At 72.1% G+C, this 21,740-nt stretch carries 20 protein-coding genes; 14 read left to right on the top strand and 6 right to left on the bottom strand.

All coding sequences use genetic code 11. The features are described from left to right. Window positions 1-34: 34 nt before the first annotated feature. Window positions 35-904, bottom strand: a complete 870-nt coding sequence (locus tag ACIQCJ_RS11400; RefSeq protein WP_402711223.1) for an NmrA family NAD(P)-binding protein — start codon at window positions 902-904, stop codon at window positions 35-37. A 100-nt stretch (window positions 905-1,004) separates the two neighbouring features. Here ACIQCJ_RS11400 and ACIQCJ_RS11395 point away from each other — a divergent pair, with 100 nt between their 5' ends. The 5 genes from ACIQCJ_RS11395 (at window position 1,005) to ACIQCJ_RS11375 (ending at window position 5,404) form a co-directional block, all read left to right on the top strand. Beyond that, a complete protein-coding gene (locus ACIQCJ_RS11395) occupies window positions 1,005-1,373 on the top strand; it encodes a winged helix-turn-helix transcriptional regulator (RefSeq protein WP_402711222.1) in 369 nt (122 codons plus the stop codon). A gap of 667 nt (window positions 1,374-2,040) precedes the next feature. After that, window positions 2,041-2,559, top strand: coding sequence for a toxin-antitoxin system HicB family antitoxin (locus tag ACIQCJ_RS11390; RefSeq protein WP_402711221.1), 519 nt, complete (start codon window positions 2,041-2,043; stop codon window positions 2,557-2,559). Window positions 2,560-2,649: 90 nt separating this feature from the next. Then, window positions 2,650-3,504 carry a DUF4097 family beta strand repeat-containing protein gene (locus ACIQCJ_RS11385; protein WP_402711220.1) on the top strand — a complete coding sequence of 285 codons (855 nt, stop codon included), beginning with the start codon at window positions 2,650-2,652 and terminating at the stop codon, window positions 3,502-3,504. Window positions 3,505-3,629: 125 nt separating this feature from the next. Next, window positions 3,630-4,616, top strand: coding sequence for an ATP-binding cassette domain-containing protein (locus ACIQCJ_RS11380; RefSeq protein WP_401723491.1), 987 nt, complete (start codon window positions 3,630-3,632; stop codon window positions 4,614-4,616). After that, window positions 4,613-5,404, top strand: coding sequence for an ABC transporter permease (locus ACIQCJ_RS11375; RefSeq protein ID WP_355340372.1), 792 nt, complete (start codon window positions 4,613-4,615; stop codon window positions 5,402-5,404). The genes ACIQCJ_RS11380 and ACIQCJ_RS11375 overlap by 4 nt, the downstream gene beginning before the upstream one ends. Before the next feature lie 74 nt (window positions 5,405-5,478). Here the strand turns inward: ACIQCJ_RS11375 and ACIQCJ_RS11370 are convergent, their stop codons facing one another. The 3 genes from ACIQCJ_RS11370 to ACIQCJ_RS11360 all read right to left on the bottom strand — a co-directional run bounded on the left by ACIQCJ_RS11370 (window position 5,479) and on the right by ACIQCJ_RS11360 (window position 9,357). Further along, window positions 5,479-6,543, bottom strand: a complete 1,065-nt coding sequence (locus ACIQCJ_RS11370; RefSeq protein ID WP_355340369.1) for a 2-oxoacid:ferredoxin oxidoreductase subunit beta — start codon at window positions 6,541-6,543, stop codon at window positions 5,479-5,481. Beyond that, entirely contained in the window at window positions 6,536-8,491 is a 1,956-nt protein-coding gene (locus ACIQCJ_RS11365; protein WP_402711219.1) for a 2-oxoacid:acceptor oxidoreductase subunit alpha, read from the bottom strand. Before ACIQCJ_RS11365 ends, ACIQCJ_RS11370 begins: the two co-directional genes overlap by 8 nt. Window positions 8,492-8,697: 206 nt before the next feature. After that, complete coding sequence (locus ACIQCJ_RS11360; protein WP_355340363.1) at window positions 8,698-9,357, bottom strand: response regulator transcription factor; 660 nt, start codon at window positions 9,355-9,357, stop codon at window positions 8,698-8,700. Window positions 9,358-9,516: 159 nt separating this feature from the next. Here ACIQCJ_RS11360 and ACIQCJ_RS11355 point away from each other — a divergent pair, with 159 nt between their 5' ends. Then, window positions 9,517-10,485, top strand: a complete 969-nt coding sequence (locus ACIQCJ_RS11355) for a zinc-binding dehydrogenase (protein ID WP_391050403.1) — start codon at window positions 9,517-9,519, stop codon at window positions 10,483-10,485. Window positions 10,486-10,909: 424 nt separating this feature from the next. Here the strand turns inward: ACIQCJ_RS11355 and ACIQCJ_RS11350 are convergent, their stop codons facing one another. Together ACIQCJ_RS11350 and ACIQCJ_RS11345 are read right to left on the bottom strand one after the other, a co-directional pair. After that, window positions 10,910-12,241 (bottom strand): sensor domain-containing protein, encoded by a 1,332-nt coding sequence (locus ACIQCJ_RS11350; protein ID WP_391163473.1) that lies wholly within the window; start codon window positions 12,239-12,241, stop codon window positions 10,910-10,912. A gap of 213 nt (window positions 12,242-12,454) precedes the next feature. Then, window positions 12,455-13,651 (bottom strand): sensor histidine kinase, encoded by a 1,197-nt coding sequence (locus ACIQCJ_RS11345; protein WP_402711218.1) that lies wholly within the window; start codon window positions 13,649-13,651, stop codon window positions 12,455-12,457. Between the two features lie 227 nt (window positions 13,652-13,878). Here ACIQCJ_RS11345 and ACIQCJ_RS11340 point away from each other — a divergent pair, with 227 nt between their 5' ends. The 8 genes from ACIQCJ_RS11340 to ACIQCJ_RS11305 are packed head-to-tail and all read left to right on the top strand — an operon-like array spanning window position 13,879 to window position 21,735. Next, window positions 13,879-14,268 carry an NADH-quinone oxidoreductase subunit A gene (locus ACIQCJ_RS11340; protein ID WP_188283994.1) on the top strand — a complete coding sequence of 130 codons (390 nt, stop codon included), beginning with the start codon at window positions 13,879-13,881 and terminating at the stop codon, window positions 14,266-14,268. Further along, window positions 14,259-14,867, top strand: coding sequence for an NADH-quinone oxidoreductase subunit B family protein (locus tag ACIQCJ_RS11335; protein WP_355340351.1), 609 nt, complete (start codon window positions 14,259-14,261; stop codon window positions 14,865-14,867). Before ACIQCJ_RS11340 ends, ACIQCJ_RS11335 begins: the two co-directional genes overlap by 10 nt. Continuing rightward, the gene (locus ACIQCJ_RS11330) at window positions 14,864-17,044 is read left to right on the top strand and encodes an NADH-quinone oxidoreductase subunit C (protein WP_402711217.1); all 2,181 of its coding nucleotides are present in this window, start codon (window positions 14,864-14,866) and stop codon (window positions 17,042-17,044) included. Before ACIQCJ_RS11335 ends, ACIQCJ_RS11330 begins: the two co-directional genes overlap by 4 nt. After that, window positions 17,037-17,999, top strand: coding sequence for an NADH-quinone oxidoreductase subunit H (locus ACIQCJ_RS11325; protein WP_402711216.1), 963 nt, complete (start codon window positions 17,037-17,039; stop codon window positions 17,997-17,999). Before ACIQCJ_RS11330 ends, ACIQCJ_RS11325 begins: the two co-directional genes overlap by 8 nt. A gap of 1 nt (window position 18,000) precedes the next feature. Then, entirely contained in the window at window positions 18,001-18,657 is a 657-nt protein-coding gene (locus ACIQCJ_RS11320; RefSeq protein WP_402711215.1) for a NuoI/complex I 23 kDa subunit family protein, read from the top strand. Next, window positions 18,657-19,328, top strand: coding sequence for an NADH-quinone oxidoreductase subunit J (locus ACIQCJ_RS11315; RefSeq protein ID WP_402711290.1), 672 nt, complete (start codon window positions 18,657-18,659; stop codon window positions 19,326-19,328). The genes ACIQCJ_RS11320 and ACIQCJ_RS11315 overlap by 1 nt, the downstream gene beginning before the upstream one ends. Next, window positions 19,328-19,744, top strand: coding sequence for an NADH-quinone oxidoreductase subunit NuoK (nuoK, locus tag ACIQCJ_RS11310; RefSeq protein ID WP_391050406.1), 417 nt, complete (start codon window positions 19,328-19,330; stop codon window positions 19,742-19,744). The genes ACIQCJ_RS11315 and nuoK overlap by 1 nt, the downstream gene beginning before the upstream one ends. Further along, window positions 19,741-21,735 carry an NADH-quinone oxidoreductase subunit L gene (locus tag ACIQCJ_RS11305; protein ID WP_401309127.1) on the top strand — a complete coding sequence of 665 codons (1,995 nt, stop codon included), beginning with the start codon at window positions 19,741-19,743 and terminating at the stop codon, window positions 21,733-21,735. The genes nuoK and ACIQCJ_RS11305 overlap by 4 nt, the downstream gene beginning before the upstream one ends. Window positions 21,736-21,740: the final 5 nt, after the last annotated feature.

Genomic DNA, 21,740 nt, shown 5'->3' with positions numbered 1-21,740 from the left:
GGTCAGGTCGTGGTCAGGCCCGGTCAGGCCGTGGTCACGCCTTGGGCGTGTCCTTGAGGGTGGCGGCCAGGGTCTCGCGGATCGGGGTCGTGGGGCGGCCGATCAGCCGGGACAGCTCGCCGTTGGTGCGCGCGAGCAGGCCGCGCTCGATGGCGTGGTCCACGTCGACCAGGATGGCCGCGAAGTCCGCCGGGACGCCCGCGCCTTCGAGGATCGACTGGCGCGTCTCGGCCGGGACGTTCTTGTACGTGATCTCCCTGCCGGTCAGCTCGGCGACCAGCGCCGCGTACTCGGCGAAGCTCCACGCCGTGTCGCCGCTCAGCTCGTACGCCGTGTTCTCGTGGCCCTCACCGGTCAGGACGGCGGCGGCCGCGGCGGCGTAGTCGGCGCGGGCCGCGCTCGCGACGCGGCCGTCGCCCGCGTTGCCGATGACGGCGCCGTGCTCCAGGACCGGGGCCAGATTCTCGGTCTGGACCTCGCTGTACCAGCCGTTGCGCAGGAACACGTAGGGCAGGCCCGAGGCCAGGATGTACGTCTCGGTCGCCTTGTGCTCGTCCGCCAGCTTCAGGTCGGCGTCCGGGCCGCCGAGGATGCCGGTGTACGCCAGCAGCGCCACGCCCGAGGCCGCCGCCGCGTCCACGACGGCGCTGTGCTGCGCGATGCGGCGGCCGACCTCGCTGCCCGAGATCAGCAGGACCTTGTCGCCCGCGTGGAAGGCGTCCTTCAGCGTCTCGGGGTGGTTGTAGTCCGCGATCCGCAGCTCCACGCCGCGCTCCGCCAGGTCGGCGGCCTTGGTCTCGTCCCGCACGACGGCGGCCACGTCCGTGGCCGGGACCTGCTTGAGCAGCTCGTCGATGACGAGGTGGCCGAGGTGCCCGGTGGCTCCTGTGACGACGATGCTCATGTCTTTTTGCTCCCTGTTTGCGGTGGTCCGGTGTCTTCGGCTCCACCGTACGCCGGGCACTAACTCTTGGAAAGTACCCACCTTGAAGTAAGGTACCGACATGGACGTAAGTTGCCCCGAGCGGCTCATTCTCGAACACGTCACCTCCCGGTGGGGGGTTCTTGTCCTGTGCGAGCTGCTCGACGGGGCGGTGCTGCGCTTCAGTGAGCTGCGGCGGGCCGTCGGCGGGGTCAGCGAGAAGATGCTCACCCAGACGCTGCGCACGCTGGAGCGGGACGGCTTCGTCCTTCGCCGGGCTCTGCCCGTCATCCCGCCGCACGTCACCTACTCCCTGACCCCTCTCGGCCGTGAGGCCGCCGGTCAGGTCCGCGCCCTCTCCGTCTGGACGGCTGCCGCCGTCCCCGCCGTCCTCTCCGCGCGCGCCGCCTACGACGCCGCCCACTCCCCGGTCGGCTCGCCGACCCTCTAAGACTCGCCGGGGCCCTGCCCGGCCCGCCCCCCACCGGGCTTTCAGCCCGAACGCGACTGCCTCTGCCCCGCTGGGGCCGGTTTTTTGGCGGTGCCATGGTCGTGGCTGGTCGCGCAGTTCCCGACGCCCCTAAAGACGGGCCCTTACGTGGCGTGAACCCACCGGGGCGGTGGGCCGGTTTTTTGGCGGTGCCACCGTCGTGGCTGAGCGCGCAGTTCCCCGCGCCCCTGAAGACGGGCCCTTACGTGGCGTGAACGCACCGGGGCGGTGGGCCGGTCTTTTGAGGGGCGCGGGGAACTGCGCGGCCCGCCCCCGGCGGGCTTTCAGCCCGAACACAACCGCGTCTGCCCTGCTGGGGCCGGTTTTTTGGCGGTGTCACCGTCGTGGCTGGTCGCGCAGTTCCCCGCGCCCCTAAAAGCAAGCCCCTGCGTGGGGTGAACGCGCCGGGGCGGTGGGCCGGTCTTTTGAGGGGCGCGGGGAACTGCGCGGCCCGCCCCCCGCCGGGCTTTCAGCCCGAACACAACCGCGTCTGCCCCTTTGGGGCCGGTGAGCGCGCAGTTCTCCGCGCCCCTGAAGACGGGCCCTTGGGGGGGTGGTGCCACGTGGTGCCAGGGTGGTGTCAGGGAGGGGGTTGCGGGTGGTGCCAGGGTGGTGCCACTATGGCGTCATGGACCTGACGCCGTATGTCGAGAATCTGCGCCGCGAGCTGGCGGTGGCCGCCGAAGCCGGAGGCGAAGAAGCGAGGGAGCTGGCGGAGCGCCTGACCGCACCGCTGGAGTCGGCGACGCGGTTGACGATGCTGAATGTGCTGTCGGCGGCGATGGACGAGATCACGCGGGACCTGGCACCGGGCTCGGTGGACGTGCGGCTCCGGGGCCTGGACCCGGACTTCGTGGTGACGCGGCCGTACGCGCAGGAGGAGGCCCCGGCACAGGCGCAGGCCCCGGCGCCGCCCGCACCGGTCGAGGGCGACGACGGCAGCACCGCCAGGGTGAATCTGCGACTGCCGGGCCACCTCAAGGCGCGGGCCGAGGAGGCCGCGACCAGGGAGGGCCTGTCGGTCAACTCCTGGCTGGTGCGAGCCGTCTCGGCGGCGGTCGGCGACGGCGGCGGCCAGCCGCGTACGACGGAGAAGACCCGTACCACCAGAACCGTCGGACAGAGCTTCAAGGGCTGGGTCCGCTAGCCGAAAAGCGCGAAAAGCGCGAAAAGCGCGAGAAGCCCACCGCCTCCCACCTGCGGAGACGTCACAACGACCCAAGAGGACGGGACAACCATGCCTTCTTTCACCCCCTTCGACACCCCGGAACCCATCTCGGTGACGAGCACCGTGGAAGCCGGATCGATCCAGTTCACGGCCGAGGACCGCCTCGACACCCTCGTGGAGGTACGGCCCCGCGACCCGAAGCGGGACCAGGACGTCAAGGCGGCCGAGCAGACCGAAGTGCGCTACTCCGGCGGCCTGTTGACCATCAGGACCCCCAAGGGCCGCCGCCTCATCGGGCCTTCGGGCGCCGTGGACGTGGCGGTCGAACTGCCCACGGGCTCGGCGGTCGAGGTGACCGGCGCGTGGGCGCAGGTGCACGGCGAGGGCAGGCTCGGCGAGGTGCGGGTGAAGGTCTCGGTGGGCGACGTGCGGTTCGACACGACCGGGCCGCTCAATCTGGCCGTGTCGCACGGCAGCGTCACCGTGGACCGGGTCGAGGGCCCGGCCGAGATCGCCACCAGCTCCGGGAGCCTGCGGATCGGCACGGTCGACGGGACCGCCGTGCTGAAGAACTCCAACGGCACCACGACCCTCGCCGCCGTCACCGGCGAACTGCGGGTCAGCGGCACCAACGGCGGCATCGACATCGCGCGCGCCGAGGCGTCGGTCACCGGCACCACGTCCAACGGCCACCTGCGCGTCGCCGAAGTCGTACGCGGCGAGGTCCAGTTGGAGACCTCCAACGGCCCCATCGAGGTCGGCGTCCGCGAGGGCACCGCCGCCTGGCTCGACGTCAGCTCCAGCCACGGGCAGGTGCGCAACAGGCTCCCCGCCTCCGAGGCCCCCGGCCAGAGCGAGAACACCGTCTCGGTCCGAGCCAGGACCAACTGGGGCAACATCGAGATCCTCCGCGCGCGCGGCTGACCCGCCCGCCTCCCCTCGCCACGTACGGCCCGACGCACCGGGCCACTTCACCGCGCACCGCGCACCCCCCACCCCGCTCCTCTCACCACGCCCCGAAACGGGAGAGCTCCATGCCTTCTTCTGTCATGCCCATGCCCAGAAATGCCCGGGGCGCCGACCCGCGCCCGCCCGCCGTCTCCACCGCCGACCTGCGCAAGTCCTACGGCGACAAGACCGTCCTCGACGGCATCGACCTGCGCATCCCGGCGGGCACCGTCTTCGCGCTGCTCGGCCCCAACGGCGCGGGCAAGACCACCACCGTGCAGATCCTGTCCACCCTCATCTCCGCCGACGGCGGCCACGCCCAGGTCGCGGGCCACGACGTGGCCGGCTCACCGGACGGCGTCCGCGCCGCGATCGGCGTCACCGGACAGTTCGCCGCGCTCGACAACCTGCTCACCGCCGAGGAGAACCTGCTCCTCATGGCCGACCTGCTGCACCTCGGCAAGGCCGAAGGGCGGGCGCGGGCCCAGGAGTTGCTGGCCCGCTTCGACATCGCCGACGTCGCCAAGCAGCGCGCCGCGCTCTTCTCCGGCGGCATGCGGCGCCGCCTGGACCTGGCCATGACGCTGGTCGGCGACCCGAAGGTGATCTTCCTGGACGAGCCGACGACCGGCCTCGACCCGCGCAGCCGCCGCACGATGTGGGACACCGTGCGGTCACTGGTCGCGAGCGGCGTCACCGTCTTCCTCACCACGCAGTACCTGGAGGAGGCCGACCAGTTGGCCGACCGTGTCGCCGTGCTCGACGGCGGCCGGATCGTCGCCGAGGGCACCGCCGACGAGCTGAAGGCGCGTATCCCCGGCAGCCACGTACGCCTGCGGTTCACCGACCCCGAGCAGTACGAACGGGCCGCCGCCGCCGTCCCCGGCGCGGTCCGCGACGACGGGGAACTGGCCCTGCGCGTGGCGGGCGACGCCGGACTCGACGCGCTGCGCTCGCTGCTCGACCGGCTCGACGCCGCCGGCGTGCGTACCGCCGACTTCTCCGTGCACACCCCCGACCTGGACGACGTCTTCCTCGCCCTGACCGGCGACGGTTCCGCCCCTCACCCCAAGGAGACCTCGCGATGAGCAGCACCCTCACCTACGCCGTGCGCGACTCGACGACGATGCTGCGGCGCAATCTGAAGCACGCGATCCGCTACCCGGCGGTCGGCTTCGGCACGGCCGCGATGCCCATCCTCATGCTGCTGCTGTTCGTGTACGCCTTCGGCGGGTCGATCGGCGCCGGACTCGGGGCTGGCGGCGGCCGGAGCGTGTACCTGGAGTACCTGACGCCCGGCATCCTGATCATGGCGGTGGCCGCCGGGGCCATGTCCACGTCGATCGCGGTCTGCACCGACATGACCGAGGGCATCATCAACCGCTTCCGCACGATGAACATCTCACGGGCCTCGTTCATGACCGGCCATGTCGTCGGCAGCGTCATCCAGACCATGACCAGCCTCGTGCTGGTCATGGGCGTGGCGCTCGCGGTCGGCTTCCGGCCCGACGCGAGCCCGCTGGAGTGGCTGGCGGCGGCCGGGCTGCTCGCCGCCGTCGCCTTCGCGGTGACCTGGCTGTCGGCGGCGCTCGGCCTGATCTCCAAGACGGTCGAGTCGGCGAGCAACAAGCCGCTGCTCGTCCAGTTCCTGCCGTTCCTGGGCTCGGCCTTCGTACCGGCCGACTCGATGTCCCCCGGTCTGCGCTGGTTCGCCGAGTACCAGCCGTTCACGCCGATGACCGAGACCCTGCGGGGGCTGCTGACCGGCTCGGCGATCGGCCACGACGCCTGGATCTCGCTCGCCTGGTGCGCCGGTATCGGCCTGGCCGGGTACCTCTGGTCGCGCTCGCTGTTCAACAGCGGGACCACGCGGTGAGCACGGGAGAGACGGACGAGGGCGGGGCGCGCACCGATGAGGGTGCGCGCCCCGCCCTTGTGCGGTCCCGTGCCTCAGCCGACGACGGTCCAGGTGTCCCGCCCGGTCAGCAGCCCGGCGAGGTCGCCCTTGCCCTGCTGCACCACGGCCTTTTCGAGCTGGTCCGACATCTCCGTGTCGTACACCGGGCGCGTCACGTCCCGCAGCACACCGATCGGCGTGTGGTGGAGCGTGTCGGCGTCCGCCAGCCGCGACAGCGCGAAAGCGGTCGTCGGGGACTGGGTGTGCGCGTCGTGGACGAGCACTCCCGCGCTGCCCTCCACGGTCACGTCGATCACCTTCAGGTCACCGGTCGCCGGGTCGCGTACGACGCCCTTCGAACCGAGACCGTCCTCGGCGGGGGCGCCGAAGCGGATCGGCTGCCCCTGCTCCAGCCGGATCACGGCGTCCTGCGCGGTCTCGCGCTCCTTCAGGACGTCGAAGGCGCCGTCGTTGAAGATGTTGCAGTTCTGGTAGATCTCCACCAGCGCCGTGCCCTCGTGCTCGGCCGCCGCCCGCAGCACCGACTGGAGGTGCTTGCGGTCGGAGTCGATCGTGCGGGCCACGAAGGACGCCTCGGCGCCGATCGCCAGCGACACCGGGTTGAAGGGCGCGTCCAGCGAACCCATCGGCGTCGACTTGGTGATCTTGCCGACCTCGGAGGTGGGGCTGTACTGACCCTTGGTGAGCCCGTAGATCCGGTTGTTGAACAGCAGGATCTTCAGGTTCACATTGCGCCGCAGCGCGTGGATCAGGTGATTGCCGCCGATGGAGAGCGCGTCGCCGTCACCGGTGACGACCCACACGCTCAGGTCGCGGCGCGAGGCGGCGAGCCCCGTCGCGATGGCCGGGGCGCGGCCGTGGATGGAGTGCATGCCGTAGGTGTTCATGTAGTACGGGAAGCGGGACGAGCATCCGATCCCGGACACGAACACCACGTTCTCGCGGGCCAGGCCCAGCTCCGGCATGAAGGACTGGACGGCGGCCAGGATCGCGTAGTCCCCGCAGCCCGGGCACCAGCGCACCTCCTGGTCCGACTTGAAGTCCTTCATGGACTGCTTCGCCTCGGCCTTGGGCACCAGCGACAGCGCCTCAATCATTCGCACTCTCCTCCACGAGGGCCTTCGCGAGCTGTTCCGACTTGAACGGCAACCCGGTGACCTGCGTGTACGAACGGGCGTCGACCAGATACTTGGCGCGCAGCAGGTGGGCGAGCTGGCCGAGGTTCATCTCGGGCACCACGACCTTGTCGTACGCCCGCAGGACCTCACCGAGGTTGGCCGGGAAGGGGTTGAGATGGCGCAGATGGGCCTGCGCGATCGTGCCGCCCTCGCGCCGGATGCGGCGCACGGCCGCGGTGATCGGCCCGTACGTCGAACCCCAGCCGATGACCAGGGTCCGCGCGGCGCCCTCCGGGTCGTCCACGATCAGGTCGGGCACCTTGATGCCGTCGACCTTGGCCTGCCGGGTGCGGGTCATGAAGTCGTGGTTGGCCGGGTCGTACGAGATGTTGCCGGTGCCGTCCTGCTTCTCGATGCCGCCGATGCGGTGTTCGAGGCCGGGCGTGCCGGGCACCGCCCACGGGCGGGCCAGCGTCTCCGGGTCGCGCAGATACGGCCAGAAGTCCTCGGTGCCGTCCTCGGCCGTGTGGTTGGGCCCGGTCGCGAATTGCACCCGCAGGTCGGGCAGGTCCTGGACGTCGGGGACCCGCCACGGCTCCGAGCCGTTGGCGAGATAGCCGTCGGAGAGCAGGAAGACCGGGGTGCGGTACGTGACCGCGATCCTGGCCGCCTCCAGCGCCGCGTCGAAGCAGTCCGCCGGGGTGCTGGGCGCCACGATCGGCACCGGCGCCTCGCCGTTGCGCCCGTACATCGCCTGGAGCAGGTCGGACTGCTCGGTCTTGGTGGGCAGTCCGGTCGAGGGGCCGCCGCGCTGGATGTCGATGATCAGCAGCGGCAGCTCCAGGCTGACGGCGAGCCCGATCGTCTCCGACTTCAGCGCCACACCGGGACCCGAGGTGGTGGTGAGGGCCAGCGACCCGCCGAAGGACGCGCCGAGCGCCGCGCCGATCGCGGCGATCTCGTCCTCGGCCTGGAAGGTGCGCACGCCGAAATTCTTGTGCTTGGACAGCTCGTGCAGGATGTCGGAGGCCGGGGTGATCGGGTACGAGCCGAGGAAGAGCGGCAGTTCGCTCTGCCTGCTCGCGGCGATCAGGCCGTACGACAGCGCCAGATTCCCGGAGATGTTGCGGTAGGTGCCCGCCGGGAAGGCGCTGGAGGCGGGCTGCACCTCGTAGTTGACCGCGAAGTCCTCGGTGGTCTCGCCGAAGTTCCAGCCCGCGCGGAAGGCCGTGACATTGGCCTCCGCGATGTCCGGCTTCTTGGCGAACTTCCTGCGGAGGAAGGACTCGGTGCTCTCGGTCGGCCGGTGGTACATCCACGACAGCAGGCCGAGCGCGAACATGTTCTTCGCCCGTTCGGCGTCCTTGCGCGCCAGGCCGCTGTCCTTGAGCGCCTCGACGGTGAGCGTCGTCAGCGGCACCGGGTGGATCGCGTACGCCTCCAGGGACCCGTCGTCCAACGGGTTGGCGGCGTATCCGACCTTCGCCATCGCGCGCTTGGTGAACTCGTCGGTGTTGACGATGATCTCGGCGCCGCGCGGCAGGTCGGCGACGTTCGCCTTCAGCGCGGCCGGGTTCATCGCGACCAGCACGTCGGGCGCGTCGCCTGGCGTGAGGATGTCGTGGTCCGCGAAGTGGAGCTGGAACGACGACACGCCCGGCAGGGTGCCTGCGGGGGCCCGGATCTCGGCCGGGAAGTTCGGCAGCGTCGAGAGATCGTTCCCGAAGGACGCGGTCTCCGAGGTGAAACGGTCCCCGGTGAGCTGCATTCCGTCCCCGGAGTCACCGGCGAACCGGATGATCACCCGGTCGAGGCGTTTCGTCTCTTTCGCCGGTTTGCGCTGTTCGCCCAGGACATCGCCGATCACCGGCGGATGCGCGGGCTGCTCCGTGGGCACGGGGCTGCTGCTGCTGACCTGGCTGGTCACTGAAACGGACCTCCCTAGAGGCGGCGGCTCACCGGTCATCGTACGTCGGTAAGGGTCGCCTTCCCCGTACGTCCCGGAATGTGGATGCGGGAGCGCGGCCCCGACCTGCGGACTGCCGGACATGTGTGTGGCATGTGCAGGTAACGGCGCGGTGCCCGTGGGGCCCGCGCCGTCAGGCGTCTGCTGTGAGACAGAGTGTCAACAGATCAGGAGTTCAGATAGGTGAGCACCGCCAGGACACGACGGTGATCCCCGTCACTCGGCGCCAGGCCCAGCTTCAGGAAGATGTTGCTGACGTGCTTCTCCACCGCGCCGTCGCTCACCACGAGCTGCTTGGCCACCGCCGAATTCGTCCGGCCCTCCGCCATCAGCCCCAGCACCTCGCGCTCGCGCGGCGTCAGCCCCGCCAGCACGTCCTGCTTGCGGCTGCGGCCCAGGAGCTGCGCGACCACCTCGGGGTCCAGCGCCGTGCCGCCCTCGGCGACCCGCACCACCGCGTCCACGAACTCGCGGACCTCGGCGACCCGGTCCTTGAGCAGATACCCCACCCCGCGGCTGCTGCCCGCCAGCAGCTCGGTCGCGTACTGCTCCTCCACGTACTGCGACAGCACCAGCACGCCCACGCCGGGGTGGTCCCGGCGCAGCTGCACCGCCGCCCGCACCCCCTCGTCGGTGTGCGTCGGCGGCATCCGTACGTCCGCCACCACCACGTCGGGGGCCGCGCCCTCGTCCGCCAGCTCCCGTACGACCTTGATCAGCGCCTCGGCGTCACCGACACCGGCCACCACATCGTGACCGCGATCGGTCAGCAATCGGGTCAGTCCCTCCCGAAGCAGCACCGAATCCTCGGCGATGACCACCCGCACCCTGTCCTCCACCCGTTCCAGCCCCCCACATCCGACCCTGTCTTCCCCAGCATCCCAGCAACGACGCGCTGATGGGGAATACGGTTCCGGTGGGCAAGGTTGCGCCCGGAAGGTCGGCGGGGGTCGCGCGTCAGCGGCTCACAGGCAAGAGGAGAGCGTGTGCGCGCGGTCGGATTCGACGTCAACGGTGGCCCGGAAGTGCTCCGGCCGGTGGAAATCCCCGTCCCGGAACCGGGCCCCGGGCAGGTGCTGATCCAGGTCGCGTACGCGGGCGTCAACCACGGCGAGGTGCTGCACCGGCTCGGCGACTACGGTCCGCCGGACGGGATCGCCGTGCCCGGCCTCGAGGTCTCCGGCGAGATCGCCGCGCTCGGCGCGGGCGTCACCGGGCTCGCCGTCGGCGACCCCGTCGCCGCCTATCTGCCCGACGGCGGCGGATACGCCGAGTACGCGGTCGCGCCCGCCGACTTCGCCTTCCCGCTCGACGGGATCTCCCTCCGGGACGGGGGCGGGGCGGCGCTCGTCCTCACCACCGCGTACGGGGTGCTCGCCGGGGCCGCGCGGCTCACCGCGGGGGACACCGTCCTCATCCACGCCGCCGCGGGCGGGGTCGGCTCGGTCGCGGCGCAGATCGCCCGCGCGCTGGGGGCCGCCGCCGTGTACGGGACGGTCCGCACGGCCGAGAAGGCCGAGTACGCGAAACGTTTCGGCTACGACGCGGTGCTGCTGCGCGAGACCTTCGCCGAGGAGCTGGCCGCCGCTCGCACCGAGATCGACGTGCTGCTCGACCCCATCGGCGGGGGGACGCGGCTGGCCGGGCTCTCCCTTCTGGCGCCCTTCGGCCGTCTGGTCGCCTACGGCGAGGCCGCCCGGCAGCCCGACCTCACGCTGCCCGTGCTCCCCTTCTCCGAGCGCAACCGCGCTCTCACCGGCTACTCCATCCGGGACCTCGCGCTCCGCGCCCCGGCCGTTCTGCGCGGCCACGCCCTCGCCGCCCTGTCCCTCCTGGCCTCCGGAGCCATTCGGCTCGACATCACCGCCGAGTTGTCGCTTGCCGCGGCCTTCCAAGCCCATCAAGCCCTCCAGGCCGGCACCAACCGCGGCAAAGTCCTCCTCACCCTGACCTAGCCGCCCCTGCTGGGCGGACGCCGATCTCTGCGGTTCCTTTGCCGGGGGCGCGGGGGACTGCGTGCTCAGCCCGCGCGGACCGCCTTGGACGGAGGCAGGGCCGGGGTCTTGGAGGGGCGAGCCGTTTTGGGCGGGCCGGCCACGTGTTTTTTGGGGGCGCGGGGAACTGCGCGCTCAGCCCGCGCGGTGGTGCGCCTTTGAGAACCGGCCCCGGTGGGGCAGATGCGGTTTTGTTCGGGCTGAAAGCCCGGTGGGGGCTGGTCGCGCAGTTCCCCGCGCCCCTGAAAAGATCGGCGCACCGCCTTGCGTGGGGGCTGGCCGCGCAGTTCCCCGCGCCCCTAAAAAGATCGGCGCACCGCCTCTTGGAGGGGCGAGCCGTTTTGGGCGGGCTGCGGGGAGGGGTAAGGGGACCGCGCCGGAGGGGTTAGACGCGCCAGGGGAGTTCGGTGGTGATGTGGGTGGGGCCACCGGGCGGCGAGGCCACGGCGAGGACACCGTCGACGGAGTCGAGCCGCTCGGCGAGCCCGGCGAGCCCGGACCCACCGGACACGGCGGCGCCCCCGCGCCCGTTGTCGGACACCTGCATCATGAGCCGGTCACCGACCCGCCACACCTCCACGGTCGCGCGCGAAGCGCCACTGTGCTTGCTGACGTTCTGCAGCAGCTCGGACACCGTGAAGTAGGCGATGCCCTCAATGGCCGGCACCGGCCGCGCCGGCAAATCGACGGTCACGGCGACCGGCACGGTGCAGCGCGACGCGACCGACGACAGGGCCGCGTCCAGGCCGCGGTCGGTGAGGATCGCCGGGTGGATGCCGCGCGCCAGATCCCGCAGCTCCTGAAGCGCGATCTTCACCTCGCCGTGCGCCTCCTCGACCATCACGGCCCCGGCCGACGGATCTTCGAGCAGCTTCTCCTTGGCCAGGCCGAGGTCCATCGCCAGCGCCACCAGCCGCGCCTGCGCCCCGTCGTGCAGGTCGCGCTCGATGCGCCGCAGGTCCGCCGCCGCCGTGTCGACCACGACCCCGCGGTCCGACTCCAGCTCGGTGACCCGCTCCGCCAGCCGCGAAGGCCCGAGCAGACCGCTCACCAGAATCCGGTCCACGTGCGCCATGCCCCGGTAGACCCACGGGCTGCTCAGCACGAGCGCGCCGCCGACCACGACGCACAGCAGCATGTCGGCCGGGGTGTGCAGCCACCAGCCGTGCCCGTGCCCGTCGCCGTACATCTGGAGGCCGTCCTGCCCGAAGTAGACCGGGAAGACCCAGCGCCACAGCGGATACGTCAACAGGCCCCAGCCGTACGTGAAGAAGCTGATGGCGACGGAGAAGGTGAAGATCCCCCACGGGAAGTGGATCAGGGTGTAGGCGGCGTGCCGCCAGTTGACGCCGCTGCCGAGCTGCGCACCGAGCCGGGACAGGAAGCCGCCGTTCCTGCCGCGCACCGGCCGCGGGTCCTCCACGTCCAGCCAGAGCAGCGACCGCGCGCGGGCCCGCTCCACGGCGCCGATCGCGCGGCAGCCGCCGAGCGCGAGCACGAGCACCGGCAGTCCGATGAAGGTGACCAGCAGCCCGGCGCCGAGCGAGAACATCGTCACGGTCCAGACGAAGCCGACGATGCACATCGGCAGATTGATCAGCAGGTAGGCGAACTCGCGCCAGGCGCGTGCCTCGACCGGCGCGCGCAGCGCCGTCGGCAGGCGGTGCTCGCGCTCGCGCTCGTGCGCGCGCTCGGCGGGCGGGAAGCCGTAAGCCATGGTCGGTCCGTCCTCTCTGCTTTTCTCTGTGACTCCATGCTGGCTGGTGCGTGCACCCATCCCCATGGTGCGGATCGGCGTCTTGGGGGTGGGGCTAGCCCTACCGCCCCGGCTTCCGCGCTCAGCGCCCCGCTCGGTGCTTGACTCCGCTCAGCGCCTGGCCGCGCTCAGCGCCCCGCTCGGTGCTTGACTCCGCTCAGCGCCTGGCCGCGCTCAGCGCCTGACCCCGGCCTTGCGGAACTCCCGGTCGCGCCACGGCAGTTCGGCCGTGACCACGGTCGGCCCCGCCTCCGGCGAGCTGACCACGAAGAGCCCGTCCACCGACCGCAGCCGTTCGCCGAGCCCGGCCAGACCCGTACCGCCCGACACGTCCGCGCCGCCGCGCCCGTCGTCCCGTACCTGCACCATCAGCCGGTCGTCGGCGCGCCACACGTCCACCGAGGCGTGCCGTGCCCTGCTGTGCTTGCTGACGTTCTGCAACAGCTCGGAGACCGTGAAGTACGCGATCCCCTCGATCGCCTCCGCGGGCCGCGCGGGCAGGTCCACGGTCACCGCGACCGGCACCGTGCAGCGCGACGCGACCGACGACAGGGCCGCGTCCAGCCCGCGGTCGGTGAGGATCGCCGGATGGATGCCGCGCGCCAGATCCCGCAGCTCCTGAAGGGCCACCTTCACCTCGCCGTGCGCCTCGCCCACCATCTTGGCCGCCGCCTCCGGGTCCTCCAGCAGCTTCTCCTTGGCCAGGCCGAGGTCCATCGCCAGCGCCACCAGCCGCGCCTGCGCCCCGTCGTGCAGGTCGCGCTCGATCCGCCGCAGGTCCGCCGCCGCCGTGTCGACCACGACCCCGCGGTCCGACTCCAGCTCCTCGATCCGCCGCTCCAGCTCGTCCGACGGCTGGAGCAGCCCGCGGACCATCGCCCGGTCGACCATCGTCAGCCCGCGCGCCAGGAACGGCAGCACCGGCCACAGCACGAACAGCGAGACCAGCGTCAAGGTGAAGGTGAGGATGCCCCACGGCAGCCGGATGCCGTAATAGAGGGCGTGCCGCCACGCCACCGGGTCCTTCAGCGACGCCCACAGCCACGGCAGGAAACCGAAGGTGCCCCGCTTCAGCGGGCGCGGCTCGTCGATGCGCACGCCCAGCAGGTCGCGCGCCCGGCTCCGCTCCACCCGCCCCAGCAAACGGCACCCGGCGAGTCCGTACGCCAGCAGGGGCAACCCGATCACCGTCACCGACAGGCCGAGGCCCACCGTCACGACCGTCACGACGTAGACGAAGCCGATGATCGACACCGGCAGATTCAGCAGCAGATACCCGATCTCCCGCCACGTCACGCGGTCGTACGCGAAGCGCACGGGTGGCAGCGGGGCGGGGGCGGCGGGCTGACGGGACGCGGGCGAGGTGTTCATGAGTCCAGCCTGCCGGGGAAGCGGCGGGGCGCGCCATGGGGTGCGTAGGTCAGGCGGCGGTGGGGTTATCCCCCGGTACGGGCGAGGGCGTGCGACGGGGCCGCCGCCGATGCGCGCACCGGTGCCCGCACGGGGGGCGTGCGCCTGTGAGGCCAGGGCCTAGACTCCCTCCCGTATAGATCGTCTAAAGAGATCCACAAGGATCGCTGGACACCACCGGTCAACGAGTGAACGAGGGGCGGACGGACGTGGACTACTTCCACGGCTACTCGGTCGTCGGCCTGGTCGCGGTCGTCGGTGTGCTCTTCGTGACCGTCGCCTTCGCGTCCGGCCGCCTGCTGCGGCCGGTCGTGCCGACGCGCGAGAAGATGCTCACGTACGAGTGCGGGGTCGACCCGGTCGGCGAGGGCTGGGCGCACACCCAGGTCAAGTACTACGTGTACTCCTTCCTCTACGTCATCTTCGCGGTCGACGCGATCTTCCTGTTCCCGTGGGCCACGGTCTTCGCCGCGCCCGGCTTCGGCGCGACGACGCTGGTGGAGATGTTCGTCTTCATCGGCTTCCTCGCGATCGGGCTGCTCTACGCATGGAAGAAGGGCGTCCTCGAATGGACGTGAACCCGCAGGCGATTCCCGAGGCCCCTGCGCAGGACCTTCCCGAGCCGCGCCGTCTCGGCGTGCTGTCCCGGCTGGCGCCGGAGCCGATGAAGGTGGTGCTCAACTGGGGCCGCCGCTACAGCCTGTGGGTCTTCAACTTCGGCCTCGCCTGCTGCGCCATCGAGTTCATCGCCGCGTCGATGTCCCGGCACGACTTCATCCGGCTGGGCGTCATCCCCTTCGCGCCGGGACCGCGCCAGGCCGACCTCATGGTCGTCTCCGGCACCGTCACCGACAAGATGGCGCCCGCCGTCAAGCGCCTGTACGAGCAGATGCCCGAGCCGAAGTACGTCATCTCCTTCGGCGCGTGCTCCAACTGCGGCGGCCCCTACTGGGACTCGTACTCCGTCACCAAGGGCGTCGACCAGATCATCCCCGTCGACGTCTACGTGCCCGGCTGCCCGCCGCGCCCCGAAGCGCTCCTCCAGGGCATCCTCAAGCTCCAGGAGAAGATCGCGCGCGAGTCGCTGGCGGAGCGGTACGGCTCCGCCGCGGGCCCGCGTCCGTCCGTCGCCGCCTTGACGAGCGGCCTCGTCACTCCGCCGGAGGGGCCGAGGTGACCGGTTGGCTGCCGCGGGAGGCCGCGGAGATCTTCGGCGAGGGCGCCGTCGCGCAGGAGGCGTACGACCTCCTGACCGTCGATGTGCCGACCGGTGAGTGGGTCGCCTCGCTCACGGCCGCGCGGGACGCCCTCGGCTGCACGTACTTCGACTGGCTGAGCGCCGTCGACGAGCCCGGCACCGGCTTCCGGGTCTGCGCGCACGTCGTCGCGCTGGACGGCGGCGTCCGGCGGCTGCTGCTGCGGACGACCGTGCCGCACGACGCGCCCGTCCTCGCCACCGCCACCGGCGTCTACGCGGGCGCGGCGTGGCACGAACGCGAGACCCACGAGATGTTCGGCGTCGACTTCACCGGGCACCCGGGCCTCGCGCCGCTCCTGCTCCCCGACGAGTTCGAGGGGCACCCTCTCCGCAAGGACTTCGTCCTCGCCGCCCGCGTCGCCAAGGCGTGGCCCGGTGCCAAGGAGCCCGGCGAGTCCCACGACGGCGGCCCCAAGCGCCGCCAGATGCAGCCCCCCGGCGTCCCCGACCCCAACGACTGGGGCCCCCAAAAAGGCCAACTCCCCCCGCCCCCCGCCCGCCCCGCCCGCGGCCCCCGCCCAACGGCCTCCCCGACCGACCGCCCGGCGCGTACAACCCCGTCGGCCGACCGCCCGGCGCGCCGCACCCGCAGCGTGACCGAAGGCTCCACCAGCCAAACCCCTGCCGGTAGCCCCGCCAACCAACCCCCTGCCGGGGCCCCCTCCGGCGACACCCCCGCGCCCCCACGCAAGCGCGTCCCCGACGCCCCATGGGAACAACCCCCAGCCGCCACCCCCGCGGGGCGCGGCGACGCTGTACCGACCAAGAAGCCCACCGCAAGCGAACCGCCCGCCCCAGGCGGCACCCCTGCTGCGGTCAGCGAGCCCGCCGCTGGCGGCAGTTCCGCTGCGGGTAGCGAGCCCGCGTCGTCCGACGAGGCCGCCGCAGGCGAGACGCCCGCTGCAAGCGAACCGCCCGCCGTAGGCGAGGGGCCCGCCGCAGGTGGCACCCCCGGCCGGGGTAGTGAGCCTGCGTCGTCCGACGAGGCCGCCGCAGGCGAACCGCCCGCTGTGAGCGAACCGCCCGCCGCAGGCGAGGGGCCCACCGCAGGTGGCACCCCCGCCGGGGGTGGCGGCCCCGCGCCGTCGGCGAGGCCTGCCGCTGGCGGCAGCTCCGCTGCGGGTAGTGAGCCCGCGTCGTCCGACGAGCCCGCCGCAGGCGAGACGTCCACCGCAGGTGGCACCCCCGCTCGGGGTAGTGGGCCCGCGTCGTCCGACGAGCGCGCCGCAGGCGAGAGGCCCACCGCAGGTGGCACCCCCGCTCGGGGTAGCGAGCCCGCGTCATCCGACGAGCCGGCCGCAGGCGAACCCTCCACCGCTGGCGAGAAGCCCACCGCAGGTGGCACCCCTGCCGGGGGTGGCGAGCCCGCGCCGTCAAAGAAGCCCGCAGCAGGAGGCAGTTCGGCCGGGGGTGGCGAGCCTGCTGCGAGCGAACCGCCTGCCGCAGGCGAGGAGTCCACCGCAGGTGGCACCCCCGCCGGGGGTGGCGGACCCGCGCCGTCGGAGAAGCCTGCCGCTGGCGGCAGTTCCGTTGCGGGTAGCGAGCCCGCGTCGTCCGACGAGGCCGCCGCAGGCGAGACGCCCGCTGTGAGCGAACCGCCCGCCGGAAGCGAGGGGCCCACCGCAGGTGGCACCCCCGCTCGGGGTGGTGAGCCCGCGTCGTCCGACGAGGCCGCCGCAGGCGAGACGCCCGCTGTGAGCGAACCGCCCGCCGGAAGCGAGGGGCCCACCGCAGGTGGCACCCGCGGCCGGGGTGGTGAGCCCGCGTCGTCCGACGAGCCCGCCGCAGGCGAGAGGCCCACCGCAGGTGGCACCCCCGCTCGGGGTGGTGAGCCCGCGTCGTCCGACGAGGCCGCCGCAGGCGAGACGCCCGCTGCAAGCGAGACGCCCGCCGCAGGCGAGAAGCCCACCGCAGGTGGCACCCCCGCTCGGGGTGGTGAGCCCGTGTCGTCCGACGAGGCCGCCGCAGGCGAGACGCCCGCTGCGAGCGAGAAGCCCACCGCAGGTGGCACACCCGGTCGGGGTGGTGGGTCCGCGTCGTCTGATGAGCGCGCCGCAGGCGAAGACGGTGGGCGGGGAGGTGAGGGGCGTGGGTGACGTGGTGGACGTCGGGCTGCGGCTTGTGGGCGTGCTCGTTGTGTTCCTGGTGTTTCCGCTGGTGGTGGGGCAGGCGGAGCACAAGGTGATGGCGCATATGCAGGGCCGATTGGGGCCGATGTATGCGGGCGGGTTCCACGGGTGGGCCCAACTGGTGGCGGACGGAGTCAAGTTCGCGCAGAAGGAAGACGTGGTTCCGGCCGACGCGGACCGGCGGATCTTCCAACTCGCCCCCGCCGTCGCGCTCCTGCCCTACCTCGTCGTGCTGATCGCGATCCCGGTGGGACCGCACGGCTTCGTCGGCCAGGCGCTGGACGCGGGCCTGATCTTCGTCCTGGCCATGATGGGCGTCGGCGTGCTCGGCTCGCTGATGGCGGGCTGGGCGTCGGCGAACAAGTTCTCCCTGCTCGGCGGCCTGCGCACGGCGGCGCAACTGATGGCGTACGAGCTGCCGATGCTGCTCACCGCCGCGTCGGTCGCGATGGCGGCGGGCACGCTGTCACTGCCGGGCATCGTGGGGGAGTACCACTGGTGGTGGACCCCCTGGCAGCTCATCGGCGGCCTCGTCTTCTTCACGGCGGGCCTCGCCGAGCTGCAACGGCCCCCGTTCGACATGCCGGTGGCCGACTCCGAGATCATCTTCGGCGCGTACACCGAATACACCGGCCTGCGCTTCGCCCTGTTCCTGCTCGCCGAGTACGCGGGCATCGTCGTGCTGTGCGCCCTGACCACGGTGCTGTTCCTCGGCGGCTGGCACGGCCCCTGGTCCGGCAGCGTCGGCTGGCTGTGGACGCTGGTCAAGACCGGCCTGCTGGCCTTCGTCGTGATCTGGCTACGGGTCAGCTACCCGCGCCTTCGCGAGGACCAGCTCCAGAAACTCGCCTGGACCGTACTCATCCCGCTCGCCCTCGCCCAGATCGCCCTGACCGGCGTCGTCAAGGTGGTGATCTCCTAGCATGGCCATCCCCGGAACCGGCCTCGCCAAGGGCCTGGCCGTCACCCTGCGGACGATGACGAAGCGTTCCGTCACCGACCAGTACCCGGACGCGCTGCCCGCACTCCCGCCGCGCTCGCGCGGGGTGATCGCGCTGTTCGAGGAGAACTGCACGGTCTGCATGCTGTGCGCCCGCGAGTGCCCCGACTGGTGCATCTACATCGACTCCCACAAGGAGACGACACCGGCCGCCGCCCCCGGCGGGCGCGAGCGCAGCCGCAATGTGCTGGACCGCTTCGCCATCGACTTCTCGCTGTGCATGTACTGCGGCATCTGCATCGAGGTGTGCCCCTTCGACGCGCTGTTCTGGTCGCCGGAGTTCGAGTACGCCGAGACCGACATCCTCGAACTCACCCACGAGCGCGACAAGCTGCGCGACTGGATGTGGACGGTGCCCGCGCCTCCCGCGCTCGACCCGGCCGCCGAGGAACCCAAGGAGATCGCCGCCGCCCGCAAGGCCGCCGACAAGCTCATCGCGGCCCAGGCCCAGGCGGAAGCCCAGGCCCGGGCGGAGGCGCGGGCCCAAACAGAGGCCCGGCCGCAGGCCCCGACGGCGACCGACCCGGCGACCGACCCGGCGACCGAAGGACCCTCCGCGCCGGGGGAGGGCGACTCGTGATCGTCCACGAAACCATCCACAGCCAGGGCGGCTTCCTCTCGCCCACCGGCGTCGAGATCGCCTTCCTCCTCATCGGCCTCGTCACTCTCGGCGCGGCCGTCCTGACCGTCACCACCCGGCAGCTCGTGCACGCGGCCCTGTGGCTGGTCGTCGCCCTCGGCGGCCTCGCCGTCGAATACCTGCTGCTCACGGCCGAGTTCATCGCCTGGGTGCAGGTGCTGATCTACGTCGGCTCCGTCGTCGTCCTCCTGCTGTTCGGACTGATGCTGACCAGAGCGCCCATCGGCCGCTCGCCGGACGCCGACTCCGAGAACCGCTGGGTCGCCCTCGGGGTCGCCGTCGCCGCCGCGGTCACCCTGGTGTGGGTGGTCGTGGACGCCTTCCGCTCCACCTGGATCGACCTGCACGGCGTGGTCCAGGGCTCCTCGCACGCCACCGGGCAGACCCTGTTCCGCTTCTGGGTGCTGCCCTTCGAGGCGCTGTCGGTGCTGCTGCTCGCCGCCCTCGTCGGCGCGATCGTCCTCTCCCGCCGCGAGACCGCCGAGGACCGCGCGGGCACCGGGACCGCTAAGGACACCGGTGCCGCTAAGGGCACCGGGACCGGCACGGGCGGCCGCACCCCCACCGGCAGCCCCAGCGGCACCCCCACCGGCCAGGGCAAGGAGAACTGATGCACCTCGTCTACCCGGCCGTCCTCGCCGCCCTCCTCTTCTGCGTCGGTGTCTACGGCGTCCTCGCCCGCCGCAACGCGATCCTCGTCCTGATGTCCGTCGAGCTGATGCTCAACGCCGTCAATCTCAACCTGGTCGCCTTCGACGTGTGGCTGCGCGACACCCTCCACTCCGGCCAGGCCCTCACCCTGTTCACCATCACGATCGCCGCCGCCGAGATCGGTCTCGGCCTGGCGATCGTGCTGCTCGTGTACCGCAACCGCGGCAGCTCCGACATCGACCGGCTCACCGACCTCGCCGAGCCGCCCGAGCACGCGTCAGCCGAGCACGCGTCAGCCGAGCACGCGTCGTCCGAGCACACCGCGTCCGACCCGGACGGCACGGCCGCCGACAAGAAGGCCGAGGCCGCCGCGTGACCCTGACCGCCCTTGCCGCGCTCGTCCCCCTCCTGCCCTTCCTCGGCGCGGTCACCGGACTCCTGCTCGGCCGGCGCGCACCCGGCTTCGTACGCCCGCTGGCCGTACTGCCCACCGCCACCGCCTTCGTCCTGGCCGCGGTCGTCGCCGCCCGCCAGGGCACCGGCGCGCCGACCGACGCCGTCCACAAGCTCACCGACACCGGCTCCGCGCCCGTCTACCTCGCCCTGCACCTGGACGGCTTCGCGGTCCTGATCGCCGTCCTCGTCGGCCTCGTCGCCACCTGCGTCCAGCTCTACTCCACCGCCTATCTGCGCGACGACCCGCGCTATCCCTCGTACGCCGCCCTCGTCTCGCTGTTCACCGCCGCCATGTTCCTGGTCGTCTACTCGGGCGACCTGATGGTGCTGCTGGTCGGCTGGGAGATCATGGGCATCTGCTCGTACTTCCTGGTCGGGCACTACTGGGAGACCGAGGCCGCCAGGACGGCGTCGATCAAGGCGTTCCTGGTCACCAAGCTCGGCGACGTCCCCTTCCTCATCGGAGTGTTCGCGCTCGCCGCCGACGCCGGGACCTTCCGGATCAGCGGCATCCTCTCCGCCGCGGCGGACGGCCGGCTCCACCACCCCACGGTGATCGCGCTGCTGCTGCTCGCCGGGGTCGCGGGCAAGTCCGCGCAGTTCCCGCTGCACACCTGGCTGCCCGACGCGATGGCCGGTCCCACCCCGGTCTCCGCGCTGATCCACGCCGCCACCATGGTCGCCGCCGGCATCTATCTCGTGGCCAGGCTGCTGCCGGTGTTCACCGCGTCCGCCGCCGCGCTGGCCGTCCTCGCCGTGATGGCCGCCGTCACCATGATCGGCTCGGGCCTGGCCGCCCTCGCCCAGGACGACATCAAACGCGTGCTGGCGTACTCCACCATCGGCCAGCTCGGCTACATGGCGGGCGCCCTGGCCGTCGCCGACCGCGACGCCGCCGTCTTCCACCTCCTGTCGCACGGCGCCTTCAAGGCGCTGCTCTTCCTCGGCGCGGGCGTCGTCATCCACGCGGCGGGCACCAACTCGCTCACCGCGATGTCCCGCATGGGCTCGCTCGCCAAGCGCGTCCCCGACGCCATGTGGACGATGGGCATCGCGCTCGCCGCCCTCGCGGCCCTCCCTCCGCTGTCCGGCTTCTTCTCCAAGGAGTCCGTGCTGCGCGCCGCCGAGCACGCCTCGGCCGGGCACACCGCGCACGTCCCCTCGGCCGTCGGCTGGACCGTCTTCGTCGCGGGCCTGACCGCCGCCGTCCTGACCGCCGGATACGCCACCCGGCTGTTCCTGCTGGCTTTCCGCGGCAGCGGCCCCGAGGCCCCCGACCACGGCAGGCAGCCGGTCGTGATGACCTCCGTGCTGTGGGTGCTGGCCGTCCCCACCATCGCCTTCGGCGGCCTCGCCTACCGCGAGCTGCCCGACTGGTTCGGCGGCGCCCCGCTCGGCCCCACCCTGATCACCTCCGTCCTCGGCACCGGCCTGGCCCTGGTCGGCGTCCTGATCACCTACGGCGCCTGGAAGGCGGCCACCGCCACCCGGCTCGCCGTCCCCGTCGGAGCCGTCGTCACCGCCGACGGCGACCCCGGCGCGGAACCCGCCCTCGTCGAGGCCGAGGCCACCGCCACCCACGAGGCGATCTACGGCGACATCGCGTCCGCCGACGACCCGGGCGACCCCGGCCGTCTGCTGCTGGGCAGGCTGCACCGCCACGCGGCCCACGGCTTCCACCTCGACGCCCTCTACACCGCGCTGTTCGTCCGCCCGGTGCTGGCCGCCGCGCAACTCGTCCGCTTCCTGGACCGCGAGGTCATCGAGACCTACGTCCGCGGCGCGGGCGGCACCCCCCGGCTGCTCGGCGCGGCCGTCCGCAAGGCCCAGACCGGAAACGTCCAGACCTACCTCAGCGCGCTGCTGGCCGGTGCGGTCGTCCTCGCCGTCCTCGTCGCCGTCGGAGGCTGAGCCCG

Source organism: Streptomyces sp. NPDC093221, from assembly GCF_044753885.1.
GTDB lineage: Bacteria > Actinomycetota > Actinomycetes > Streptomycetales > Streptomycetaceae > Actinacidiphila.
The sequence above is the reverse complement of the archived record's forward strand: the minus strand, read 5'-3'. Positions and strand labels throughout refer to the sequence as shown.